Genomic DNA, 11313 nt, shown 5'->3' on the forward strand with positions numbered 1-11313 from the left:
ACAAGCGCCACGGCCCCGGCCCTGCCACACTGTGAGCAGGAGACCCGCCCACATGACCACACCACCGACCCCGGCCGCGCTCGCGGCCACCGCCCTGATCGACAGCGACCACCCCGGCGTGATCGCCTTCGCACAACAACACGCCCAGGGCGCCGACACGCAAGAACGCGCCGTGGCGCTGTACCTCGCGGTGCGCGACGGCTTCCGCTACGACCCCTACCGCATCGACCTCGCGCCCGAGCACATGCGTGCCAGCAGCGTGCTCGACAAGGGCTACGGCTGGTGTGTGCCCAAGGCCGCGCTGCTGGCGGCGGCCTGCCGCGCGATGGGCATCCCGGCGCGCGTGGGCTACGCCGACGTGCGCAACCACCTGAGCACCGAGCGCATGCGCCAGACCATGGACACCGACATGTTCATCTGGCACGGCTACACCGACATCTGGCTCGACGGCCAGTGGGTCAAGGCCACGCCGGCCTTCAACATCGAACTGTGCGAGCGCTTCGGCCTGCTGCCGCTGGACTTTGACGGCCGCCACGACTCGATCTACCACCCCTTCGACAAGGCCGGCAACCGCCACATGGAGTACGTGAACCAGCGTGGCGCCTTCGACGACATGCCGCTGACCGACATCGTGGCCGACTTCAAGGTGGTCTACCCCACGCTGCTGCGCGAGCACCAGCAGATGCACGCGGCCAGCTTCCAGCAGGACGTGGAGCGCGAGACCACCCGATGACCGGCGGCCCGGCCATCCCCGAGGGCTTCCGCCCCTTCGACATCGGCGGCGACTTCATCCGTGGCAACGGCCCGCTCTACCTGCAGCACCAGGGTGACACGGTCAAGCTGGGCTTTCGGGTCGAACAGCGCCACTGCAACCCCATGGGCAACTGCCATGGCGGCATGATGGCCAGCTTCTGCGACATGCTGCTGCCGGTCTCCGTGCACCGCAAGAGCGCCGAGGTCGGCCAGCGTTTCCTGCCCACCATCAGCCTGCAGATCGACTACCTCGCGCCCGCGCCGCTGGGCGTGTGGGTGGAAGGCGAGGGCGAACTGCTGCGCGCCACGCGCTCGCTGGTGTTTGCCCAGGGCCTGGTGCGCGCCGACGGTGTGCCCTGCGCGCGGGTCAGCGGCGTGTTCAAGATCGGTCCGGCCTACGAGAGCGAGGCCGCCGGCTGATCCACAATCGGCGTGCCCTGCCACAGCGCCCGCCCATGATGCCTTCCTCCACCGGCCTTTCCCTGATCGGCGAACACCCCAGCATCGCTGCGCTGCGCGAGCTGATCACGCGCGTGGCACGCTCCAAGGCGCAGACGGTGCTGATCTACGGCGAAACCGGCACCGGCAAAGGCCTGGTGGCGCGCATGATCCATCAGCTGTCGACGCGCGCGGCGGCCGAGTTCATCGACATCAACTGCGCCGCCATCCCCGCCCAGCTGCTGGAGTCGGAGCTGTTCGGCCACGAGCGCGGCGCCTTCACGGGCGCGGTCGGGCAGAAGGCCGGTTTGATCGAGGCGGCCAATGGCGGCACGCTGTTCCTAGACGAGGTGCGCGAGCTCGATCCGGTGATGCAGGCCAAGATACTGACCTTGCTGGACAACCGGCGTTTCCGGCGCGTGGGCGCGGTCAAGCCCATCCACGTGGACGTGCGCTTCATCGCCGCCACCAACAAGATCCTGCTCGGCGAGGTCAATGCCGGCCACTTCCGCGACGACCTGTACTACCGGCTGCAGGTGATCGCGGTCAACATCCCGCCGCTGCGCGAGCGTGGCGACGACGTTTTCCTGCTGGCCGAGCACGCGCTGGCCAGCTACAACGCCTCGCATGGCAGCCGCATGCGCCACTTCGCGCCCGAGGTGGAAGACATCTTCCGCCGCTACCGCTGGCCGGGCAACGTGCGCGAGCTGGAGAACCTGCTGGAGCGCATCTGCCTGCTGGAGGATGGTGAGCGCATCGAGGTGGCGCACCTGCCACAGCGCATCCTGCGCGAGGTGGGGCTGGCGCCAGGCGCGGGCATGGCAGTCGCGGCGTCGCCCGCACCCGGCGGCTACCACCAGGCCACCGCCCGGTTCCAGCGCGAGCTGATCGCCGCCGCCCTTCGGGCCGCCGGTGGCCAGGTGGGCGTGGCGGCACAAGGCCTGGGCCTGAGCCGCCACGCGCTCAGGCATCAGATGGCCAGGCTCGACATGGGTGGACCGGACCAGGCGTGAACATCACGCCTCGGCGTGTGAATTGCACGCAAGACCCAGGCAAGCGCGGCGACAAGATTCGACAGATGCTTGATTCATAAGCACTTTTCCATTTCACACGGGTTGGCACAAATGCTGCGAAAGAGGTGACATCGGACCCGCTGTGGGCCGGTTCACCCCTTCACTCGCATGCAACACCTCAAGATCATCTGCCCCAACGGCCACCTGGGTTTCGCGCCGCTGCGCCCCGAAAGTTTCGAGATCGGCATCAACGCCAGCCCCGACTACATCGCAGCCGACTCCGGCAGCGACGACGTCGGCCCGGTGCCCTTGGGCTCGGACACCTCCACCAGCCCCGAAGCCTGGCAACGCGGCGACCTGGAAAAAATGCTGCTGGCGGCGCGCCGCCTGGGTGTGCCCATGGTCATCGGCTCGGCTGGCGACACCGGCGCCAACAGCCGCGTGGACCGCTACGTGGCCATCATCCGGGAGCTGGCGCAACAGCACGGCCTGCAAAAGTTCAAACTCGGCTACTTCTACTCCGAGGTGGACAAGGAGACCCTGCGCGCCAAGATGCGCGCCGGCAGCGAGGTGCTGGGCCTGGACGGCTTCGCGACGCTGACCGAAAGCGAGCTCGACGCCACCGACCGCATCGTCGCCATGGCTGGCGTGCACCCCTATGTCGAGCTGCTGCGCCAGGGCGCCGACGTCATCATCGGCGGGCGCAGCTCCGACGCCGCCGTGTTCGCCGCCCCCGCGCTGCACCACGGCTTCGCGGCCGACCGCGCCTACTACCTGGGCAAGGTGCTGGAATGTGCCTCCTTCTGCGCCGAGCCGTATGGCGGCAAGGAGACCGTGATGGGCACCATCTCGCACGAGGACGTGCAAGTGACCGCCATGCACCCCGAGCAGCGTTGCACCATCGCCTCGGTCTCGGGCCACGCCATGTACGAACGCTCCAACCCCTACGAGGAGTTCTTCGCCGGTGGCCGGCTCGACATGACACATTGCCACTATGAGCAGATCGACCCGCGCACCACCCGCATCACCGGTTCGCGTTTCGAACCGGCGGTGAAGGTACGCGTCAAACTCGAAGGCGCCGGCAAGGTGGGCGAGCGCTACGTGGGCATCTGCGGCATCCGCGACCCCTACACCGTGGCCAACGTGGACCGCGTGATCGCCTGGGCACGCGAACAGGCGCGCCTGCGCTTCGGCGACAGCGGCTACGAACTGCACTACAACGTCTACGGCCGCGACGGCGTGATGGGCGAACTCGAACCCTTGCGCGACAAACCCGGCCACGAGCTGTGCGTGATGGTGCAGGGCGTGGCACCCACCCAAGCCATGGCCGAAGAGCTGACCATGATCGGCCTGCGCCAGATGTTCTATGCCCGCCTGCCCGACGTGAAGGGCACGGCCGGCTCGGTGGCTTTCCCGCTGGACGAGGTGCTGCACGCCAGCCCCGCCTACCGCTGGACCCTCAACCACACCGTCGAGGTCGACGACCCGATGGAGTTGTTCAAGACCCACCTCGTTGAAGCCGGCATCTGAACCTGGAGCACCCCATGAGCACCCAAAAACTGAGCGATCTGGCCAAGACGATCCGCAGCAAGAACGCAGGCGTCAACAAGATCACCTTCGACATCATCTTCCGCGAGCCGGCGCAGTACGAGCGCGTCAAGCGCTCGGGCGCCATCACGCGCGACCGCATGGCCGCGCTCTACCGCATCGCGCCGGAGCGCATCTCCGACTTTGTCGAATACGACCCGGGGCTGGCCATCAAGTTCACCATCTACCGCCTCCAGCCCAGCGGCAGTGCTGGCGATGGCGACATCTTCGGCGCGCAGCAGTACGCCCCCCTGCTCGACATCGAGATCCCTGCCTGAACGGCGCCCACCGCCCAACTGGAGAAACCACCCATGCGCCAACTGCTCACCCACTTGAGTCTGCTCGCTGCCGCGTTGAGCCTGCCTGTATCCGCCATGGCCCAGGGCGACGGCGAGGCCAGGCTGCCGGCCGTGATGAAGATCGTCGTGCCCTTCGGCCCCGGTGCCAGCAACGACGCGATCGCCCGCGCCATCGCCCCCGGACTGGCCCGACGCCTGGGCAACACGGTGATCGTGGAGAACAAGGCCGGCGCCTCCGGCGTGATCGGCGCCGACTTCGTGGCCAAGAGCCCACGCGACGGATCGGTCCTGCTGCTGACGTCCTCGACTTTCGTGACCGCCGCCGCCACCCAGACCCGCCTGCCCTACGACCCTCTGAGCGCTTTCGCCCCGGTGGCCATGGTGGGCAACGGCCCGCTGCTGGTGGCGGTGAGCACCACCACGGCCATCCGCTCCCCGGCCGACCTGCAGGCCGCCGCGCGCAGCCGGCCAGGCAAGCTGACCTATGGCAGTTCGGGCATCGGCTCCATCGCCCACCTGGCCAGCGAGATGATCAGCGACGCTGCCCGGATCCAGATGCTGCACGTACCCTACAAGGGCGCGGCCAACGCACTGATGGACATGGCGGGCGGCCAGATCGACATGATGGTGTCCAACTACAGCTCGCTGGCGCCTCAGATCAAGGGCGGCAAGGTGCGCGCCATCGCCGTGACATCGCAGCAGCCCAGCCCGGCCTTTGCCGACCTGCCGCCCATGGCATCGGTGGCGCCGGGTTTTGTGGCCGACATCTGGGTCGCCATCCTGGCGCCAGCCGGCACGCCCACCGCCGTGGTACAGCGGCTGAACCGCGAGATCACCGAAATCGCCGCCACGCCCGAAGTGCGCGCCTTGCTGGAGCCCGACGGCGCCACGCCCACGCCCTACGGGCCTGCCGAGGTGGCTCAGCGCATCAAGGACGACCTGGTGCGCTGGAAGCAGATCGCTACCGACAAGAAGATCGTCGCGGAGTGACTGGTCGCGCGACGTCGCTCAGGCCTTGAGGGCCAGACGCATCTGGTCGATCACCGCTTTGTAGTCGGGCTTGCCGAAGATGGCGCTGCCGGCCACGAAGGTGTCGGCGCCGGCGTCGGCCACGCGGCGGATGTTGTCGGCCTTGATGCCGCCGTCCACCTCCAGCCGGATGTCCTTGCCCGAGGCCTCGATGCGCTTTTTTGCCGCCTCGATCTTGCGCAGCGCCGAGTCGATGAAGCTCTGGCCGCCAAAGCCGGGGTTGACGCTCATGATCAGGATCAGGTCGATGTCGTCGATCAGGTAGTCCAGCACGTCCAGCGGCTGCGCCGGGTTGAAGGTCAGGCCGGCCTTGGCGCCCTTGGCCTTGATGGCCTGCACGCTGCGGTGCACGTGGCTTGAGGCGTCGGGGTGGAAGCTCACCAGGTCGGCACCGGCGTCGATGAAGGCGCCCGCCAGTGCGTCCACGGGGTGGACCATCAGGTGCACGTCGATCGGCACCGGCGTGCCGTCCGGCCGTTGGGCGTGCGGCTTGAGCGCCTGGCAGATCATGGGCCCGAAGGTCAGGTTGGGCACGTAGTGGTTGTCCATCACGTCGAAATGGATCCAGTCGGCGCCGGCGGCAATGACGTTGCGGACCTCTTCGCCCAGGCGGGCGAAATCGGCCGAGAGGATGGACGGGGCGATGCGGTAGGTCATGGCGGGTGGGCAGGGTCAGGTCGGAGACGGCATTCTCGCAGGCCGGCAGGGGCCTTGTGCGGCGGGTAACATGGGAACATGCCCAAGTACCAGTTCAGCTGCGAGGTGTCGCCGCAGTACCTGCCCGACCAGTCCGACCCGGAACGGAACGTGCACGCCTTCGCCTACACGATCACGATCACCAACACCGGCGAGGTGCCGGCACAGCTGATCTCGCGCCACTGGCTGATCGACGACGCGCTGGGCCACACGGAGGAAGTCAAGGGCCTGGGCGTGATCGGCCACCAGCCGCTGCTCAAACCGGGCGAGTCCTTCCAGTACACCAGCGGCGCGCGCCTGCGCACCACCACTGGCACCATGCGCGGCAGCTACTTCTGCGTGGCCGAGGACGGCGAGCGCTTCGAGGCGGAGATTCCGTTGTTCGTGCTCGATGCGCTGGGGTCCGGCGGCACCGGGCGAACCTTGCACTGACATCGCCCATGCAACGATCCCCCGACGCGCACGCCCTGCTCGACCGCCTGGACCCCGACGCGCCGCTGGCGCAACGCCACCTGTGGCTGATCGCGGTGCTGGACTGGGTGCGCGGCGACCGCGGCGACGTGCGCGCCAGTGTGTCGCGCGTGATCCAGTTGCTGGACGCCGCCGAGCAGCGCGCCGGCTGGCTGCCGGTGTGGCGGCGCTGGTGGACCGACTTCCACCACACGGTGGATGTGACGCCGCTGCTGGCCGACCACGGCTTCGCGCCGCGCACCGCCTTCCTCAGCGAACTGGGCCACCGCCTGCGGCGCAAGCTGCTGCCGGCCACTCCCGAAACCACCGACATCGGTTCGCTGTTCGACCTGCTGTTTCCCTATGCCTTCGACGTCGACTGGCTGCGCGCGCTGGACAGCGACACGCTGGCCCGCATCGCCCGCCTGCTGAGGCTGCCGGCCGACACCGGCACCGACATGGGCGCGGCCACCGGCCACGTGCTGCTGAGCACCTGGCAGCAGGCCCTGCTCGACGCCACCGTGTTCGCGGTCAGCCAGGTCAGCGCCACCGGCTTCGCGGCCGAGATCCGCGTGCGCATGTCCGACGAGGCGCGGCGCGCCCGCAACTTCCACGCCCTGCCGCAGGTGCTGGAGCATTTCCGCACCTGCGTGCACAGCCACGGCCTGCAGGAGCAGCAGACCCAGGACGCCGCCCTGGCCCTGCGCCAGCAGCTCGACAACTGCCGCCACGCGGCCTACACCGTTTACAGCCACCTGCAGGCGCATGGCATCTCGATCGGCATCGTGTTCCGGCTGCGCCAGCTGCGCGAGCGTGTGCTGCGCATCAAGAGCCTGCTCGACTGCCTGCTGGCGGAGCAGAACGAACGCGCCAGCGCGGCGCTGCTGGCCGACCTGGTGCAGGTGGGACAGGACAGCCGCAGCATCCGCCAGCTGATCGCCGCCAGCTCGCACCTGACGGCCGCGCGCGTGGCCGAGCGCAGCGCCGAAAGCGGCGAACACTACATCACCCGCAACATGGCCGAGTACCGGGCCATGTTGGCCAAGGCCGCCGGCGGGGGCGCCCTCATCGGCCTGACCACCTGGGCCAAGTTCGCGCTCTACGCCCTGGGCCTGTCGGCCTTCTGGGCCGGTTTTGCCGCCAGCCTCAACTACGCCGCCTCCTTCGTGCTGGTGCAACTGCTGCACCTCACCGTGGCCACCAAACAGCCGGCCGTCACAGCGCCGGCCATGGTGGCCAAGCTGCGCGACCTCAAGACCGACGACTCGGTGCGCAGCTTCGTCGACGAGGTGGCCCACCTGTTCCGCTCGCAGGTGGCGGCCATCGTCGGCAACGTGGGCCTGGTGGTGCCGGTGGTGCTGCTCATCTGCGGCCTGCTGGTGGCCACCACCGGCGCGCCCATGATCAACGCCGAACAGGCCCGGCACGTGCTGCACGACCTGCACCTGATCGGCCCGACCGTGTTGTTCGCGGCCTTCACCGGCGTGCTGCTGTTCGCCGCCAGCATCATCGCCGGCTGGGTGGAAAACTGGTTCGTGCTGCACCAGCTGGACTCGGCCATGACGCACCACCCGCGCTTCACCCGCACGCTGGGCGTGGCGCGCGCGCGGCGCTGGGCCCAGTTCATGCGCCACAACATCTCGGGTTTCGCCTCCAACATCTCGCTCGGCTTCATGCTGGGCCTGATCCCGGCCTTCGCGGCCTTCTTCGGCCTCGGGCTGGAGGTGCGCCACGTCACGCTGTCGGCGGGCCAGGTGGCCGCCGCCACCGCCACGCTGGGCTGGCAGGCCTTGCGCGAGCCGGCCTTCTGGTGGGCCGCGGCGGCGGTGGTGGCGGTCGGCCCGCTCAACCTGGCGGTGAGTTTCTACCTCGCCTTCCGGCTGGCGCTGAAGGCGCAGAACATCAACCAGGTGAACCGCCGGCGCATCCGCGACGAGATCTGGGCCCGCCTGCGCAGCGCGCCGCTGTCCTTCCTGTGGCCACCACGCGCCGACAGCGCCGAGGCGCCGCAGGAGCCGCCCCGTGGGTGAGTTCGAGCTGATCCGCCGCTTCTTCGACCGCGCCGCGCCACCCGCGCCCGGCGTGGCGCTGGGCATCGGCGACGACTGCGCGCTGCTGTTGCCCCAGCCCGGCCAGCAACTCGCGGTGTCCACCGACATGCTGGTCGAGGGCCGGCACTTCCTCGCCACCGTGGACCCGGCCGCGCTGGGCCACAAGGCGTTGGCGGTCAACCTCAGCGACCTGGCCGCCATGGGCGCCGAGCCGCTGGGCTTCACCCTGGCGCTGGCCTTGCCGCAGGCCGACGAAGCCTGGCTGGCCGGCTTCGCCCAGGGCCTGTTCGCGCTCAGCGACGCCGCCGGCTGCCCGCTGGTGGGCGGCGACACCACACGCGGCCCGCTCAACCTGTGCCTCACCGTCATGGGCCAGGTGCCGCCGGGCCAGGCCCTGCGCCGCGCCGCCGCCCGGGCGGGTGACGACATCTGGGTCAGCGGCACGCTGGGCGATGCCCGGCTGGCGCTGGAGGTCTTCCGTGGCGGCGCCACGCTCGACGGCGCCGCCTTCAACCGGGTGCGTGCCCGCATGGAACGCCCCACGCCCCGGCTGGCACTGGGCCTCGCGCTGCGTGGCGTGGCCCACGCCGCCGCCGACATCAGCGATGGCCTGGCCGGCGACCTGGGCCACATCCTGAATGCCAGCGGCGTGGGCGCCACGCTGTGGGCCGAGGCGCTGCTACACACCACCAGCACCGACCTGCGCGGCCAGGGCGACAGCCTCGCGCTGGCCTACGCCCTCACCGGCGGCGACGACTACGAACTGGTGTTCACCGCGCCGGTCGCGCAGCGCGAGGCGGTGGCCCAGGCCGCTGCCCGGACCGGCGTGGCCGTCACCCGGGTGGGCCAGATCGAGGCCACGCCCGGCCTGCGCGTGCTGGACACCCAGGGCCGGCCCATGGCCTTGCAGGGGCGCGCCTTCGACCACTTTGCCTGAGGGCCGACGTTGAGCGCCGCCCCCACCGCACAGGCCCGCCCGCTGGCCATCGCCCTGGCCGGCCTGTGTGCGCTGGCGGTGGCCATGGGCATCGGCCGTTTTGCCTTCACGCCCCTGCTGCCCATGATGCTGCACGACGGCGTCATCACCCTGCCGACGGCCAGCTGGCTGGCCACGGCCAACTACATCGGCTACCTGGTGGGGGCGGTCCTGTGCATGCTGCTGCCCTGGCTGGTCGCACGCTGGCCCGGCGGCGCGGCCATGCCGGCGCCGGCACGCCTGGTCAGGCTGGGACTGGCGGCCACCGTGCTGCTGACCCTGGGCATGGCGGCGCCCTGGCCGGCCAGCTGGCCCACGCTGCGCTTCCTGGCCGGCGTGGCCAGCGCCTTCGTGTTCGTGCAGACCTCGGGCTGGTGCCTGGCGCGGCTGGCGGCGGCCGGCAAGCCGGCCTGGGGCGGACTGATCTACATGGGCCCGGGCCTGGGCATCGCCCTCAGCGGCCTGGCCGCCAGCGCCATGGTGGTGGACGGCTGGCGTGCCTCCCCGGGCTGGGGGGTGTTCGGTGGCCTGGCTCTGCTGCTCACCGCGGGCGTCTGGCGCATCTTCACCGGGCCGGCGGTGCCGCAGGCGGCGACCCCCGGCGGCGCGGCACCGGCACCTGGGCGGCACGGCGGCGGCGAATGCGCGCTGTTCACCCTGGCCTACGGGCTGTCGGGCCTGGGCTACATCGTGACCGCCACCTTCCTGCCGGTGATCGCCCGCCAGGCGCTCCCGGGTTCGGTCTGGCTGGACCTGTTCTGGCCCCTGCTGGGCCTGGGCGTGGCGGTGGGGGCCTTCATCAGCACGCGGCTGCCCCCCCACGCCGACCGCCGCCACCTGCTGATGGCCTGTTACGCGACGCAGGCCCTGGGCGTGCTGCTCAGCGTGTGGTGGCCCAGCCTGGCGGGTTTTGCCCTCGGCAGCCTGCTGGTGGGACTGCCCTTCACCGCCATCAGCTTCTTTGGCATGCAGGAGGCGCGGCGGCTGCGCCCGGCGCAGGCGCCTGCCTTCATGGGCCAGATCACCGCCGCCTACGGCCTGGGCCAGATCATCGGTCCGCCACTGGTGGCCCTGCTGCTGCAATACAGTCCGGACGTGGCCCAGGGTTTTTCCCACGGGCTGCAAGCCGCGGCAGCCGCCCTGCTGCTCGGTGTCGCGCTGCTGGCCTGGCTGACCCGATTCCACCCCCTGAAGGAGACGCACCATGCCCCACTGGCCCGATCGCCGCGCGCTTGACCTCCTGCACATCGAGCTGCCCATCGTGCAGTCGCCCATGGCCGGGGCCCAGGGCGTGGAGCTGGCCATCGCCGTCTCGCGCGCCGGTGGCCTGGGTTCCCTGCCCTGCGCCCTGCTCACGCCGGCCCAGGCGCGCGAACAGGTGGCTGCCTTCCGCGCCGCCTGCAGCGGCCCGCTCAACCTCAACTTCTTCTGCCACCTGCCGCCCGAGCCCGACGCCGCGCGCGAACAGGCCTGGCGCGAGCGCCTGGCGCCCTACTACCGCGAACTGCGGATCGACCCGGCAGCGCCCATCCCGGTGTCCAACCGCGCCCCGTTCGACGCCGCCTTCTGCGAGGTGGTGGAAGACCTGCGGCCCGAGGTGGTGAGCTTCCATTTCGGCTTGCCCGAGGCGGGCCTGCTGGCGCGGGTCAAGGCGACCGGCGCGGTGCTGCTGTCCTCGGCCACCACGGTGCACGAGGCGCGCTGGCTGGCCGACCACGGCTGCCACGCCATCATCGCCCAGGGCGCCGAGGCCGGCGGCCACCGGGGCATCTTCCTGGGCGACGACATCCGCCGCCAGCCCGGCACCCTGGCCCTGGTGCCCCAGGTGGTCGACGCGGTGGACGTGCCGGTGATCGCGGCCGGCGGCATCGCCGACGGGCGCGGCCTGGCCGCGGCCTTGCTGCTGGGCGCCTCGGCGGTGCAGGTGGGCACGGCCTACCTGCACGGGGCGCAGAGCCAGATCTCGCCGGTGCACCGGGCGGGGGGGGGGGGGGGGGGGGGGGGGGGGCGGCCCCCCCCCC

Annotated in this window: 12 protein-coding genes; 11 read left to right on the top strand and 1 reads right to left on the bottom strand. The window is 70.5% G+C overall.

The window, feature by feature from the left end:
* The first annotated feature begins 52 nt into the window (after positions 1-52).
* From AAHB17_RS13740 to AAHB17_RS13765, 6 genes are all read left to right on the top strand, one after another.
* Complete coding sequence (locus AAHB17_RS13740) at positions 53-733, top strand: transglutaminase-like domain-containing protein (RefSeq protein ID WP_342131184.1); 681 nt, start codon at positions 53-55, stop codon at positions 731-733.
* The gene (locus tag AAHB17_RS13745) at positions 730-1173 is read left to right on the top strand and encodes a PaaI family thioesterase (protein WP_342131185.1); all 444 of its coding nucleotides are present in this window, start codon (positions 730-732) and stop codon (positions 1171-1173) included. The genes AAHB17_RS13740 and AAHB17_RS13745 overlap by 4 nt, the downstream gene beginning before the upstream one ends.
* Before the next feature lie 35 nt (positions 1174-1208).
* Positions 1209-2204, top strand: a complete 996-nt coding sequence (locus AAHB17_RS13750; RefSeq protein WP_342131186.1) for a sigma-54 interaction domain-containing protein — start codon at positions 1209-1211, stop codon at positions 2202-2204.
* Between the two features lie 168 nt (positions 2205-2372).
* Entirely contained in the window at positions 2373-3734 is a 1362-nt protein-coding gene (locus AAHB17_RS13755; RefSeq protein WP_342131187.1) for an acyclic terpene utilization AtuA family protein, read from the top strand.
* A 14-nt stretch (positions 3735-3748) separates the two neighbouring features.
* Positions 3749-4069, top strand: a complete 321-nt coding sequence (locus tag AAHB17_RS13760) for a DUF4387 domain-containing protein (RefSeq protein WP_342131188.1) — start codon at positions 3749-3751, stop codon at positions 4067-4069.
* Positions 4070-4102: 33 nt separating this feature from the next.
* Positions 4103-5080 (top strand): tripartite tricarboxylate transporter substrate binding protein, encoded by a 978-nt coding sequence (locus AAHB17_RS13765; protein ID WP_342131189.1) that lies wholly within the window; start codon positions 4103-4105, stop codon positions 5078-5080.
* 18 nt (positions 5081-5098) lie between these two features.
* On the opposite strand, the gene rpe is transcribed toward AAHB17_RS13765, so the two are convergent.
* The gene (gene rpe, locus AAHB17_RS13770; protein ID WP_342131190.1) at positions 5099-5776 is read right to left on the bottom strand and encodes a ribulose-phosphate 3-epimerase; all 678 of its coding nucleotides are present in this window, start codon (positions 5774-5776) and stop codon (positions 5099-5101) included.
* A gap of 78 nt (positions 5777-5854) precedes the next feature.
* Here rpe and apaG point away from each other — a divergent pair, with 78 nt between their 5' ends.
* The 5 genes from apaG to AAHB17_RS13795 form a co-directional block, all read left to right on the top strand.
* Complete coding sequence (gene apaG / locus AAHB17_RS13775) at positions 5855-6247, top strand: Co2+/Mg2+ efflux protein ApaG (RefSeq protein WP_342131191.1); 393 nt, start codon at positions 5855-5857, stop codon at positions 6245-6247.
* 8 nt (positions 6248-6255) lie between these two features.
* A complete protein-coding gene (locus AAHB17_RS13780) occupies positions 6256-8295 on the top strand; it encodes a site-specific recombinase (RefSeq protein ID WP_342131192.1) in 2040 nt (679 codons plus the stop codon).
* On the top strand, positions 8288-9253 hold the full coding sequence (thiL, locus tag AAHB17_RS13785) for a thiamine-phosphate kinase (protein ID WP_342131193.1): 966 nt from the start codon (positions 8288-8290) through the stop codon (positions 9251-9253). Before AAHB17_RS13780 ends, thiL begins: the two co-directional genes overlap by 8 nt.
* Positions 9254-9262: 9 nt before the next feature.
* Positions 9263-10528, top strand: coding sequence for a YbfB/YjiJ family MFS transporter (locus tag AAHB17_RS13790; RefSeq protein WP_342131194.1), 1266 nt, complete (start codon positions 9263-9265; stop codon positions 10526-10528).
* Positions 10497-11313 (top strand): NAD(P)H-dependent flavin oxidoreductase (locus tag AAHB17_RS13795; RefSeq protein WP_342131195.1); only part of this gene is annotated, 817 nt, incomplete at its 3' end. The genes AAHB17_RS13790 and AAHB17_RS13795, both read left to right, overlap by 32 nt.

The sequence above is a fragment of the Hydrogenophaga sp. OTU3427 genome (assembly GCF_038440225.1).
Classification (GTDB): Bacteria; Pseudomonadota; Gammaproteobacteria; order Burkholderiales; family Burkholderiaceae_C; genus Hydrogenophaga.

Bases quoted from the DNA above. Each gene is read 5' to 3' on its own strand.
- AAHB17_RS13780 (WP_342131192.1), top strand. From the start codon at position 6,256: ATGCAACGATCCCCCGACGCGCACGCCCTGCTCGACCGCCTGGACCCC.
- AAHB17_RS13755 (WP_342131187.1), top strand. From the start codon at position 2,373: ATGCAACACCTCAAGATCATCTGCCCCAACGGCCACCTGGGTTTCGCG.
- apaG (WP_342131191.1), top strand. From the start codon at position 5,855: ATGCCCAAGTACCAGTTCAGCTGCGAGGTGTCGCCGCAGTACCTGCCC.
- AAHB17_RS13740 (WP_342131184.1), top strand. From the start codon at position 53: ATGACCACACCACCGACCCCGGCCGCGCTCGCGGCCACCGCCCTGATC.
- AAHB17_RS13765 (WP_342131189.1), top strand. From the start codon at position 4,103: ATGCGCCAACTGCTCACCCACTTGAGTCTGCTCGCTGCCGCGTTGAGC.
- AAHB17_RS13745 (WP_342131185.1), top strand. From the start codon at position 730: ATGACCGGCGGCCCGGCCATCCCCGAGGGCTTCCGCCCCTTCGACATC.
- AAHB17_RS13750 (WP_342131186.1), top strand. From the start codon at position 1,209: ATGATGCCTTCCTCCACCGGCCTTTCCCTGATCGGCGAACACCCCAGC.
- AAHB17_RS13760 (WP_342131188.1), top strand. From the start codon at position 3,749: ATGAGCACCCAAAAACTGAGCGATCTGGCCAAGACGATCCGCAGCAAG.
- rpe (WP_342131190.1), bottom strand. From the start codon at position 5,776: ATGACCTACCGCATCGCCCCGTCCATCCTCTCGGCCGATTTCGCCCGC.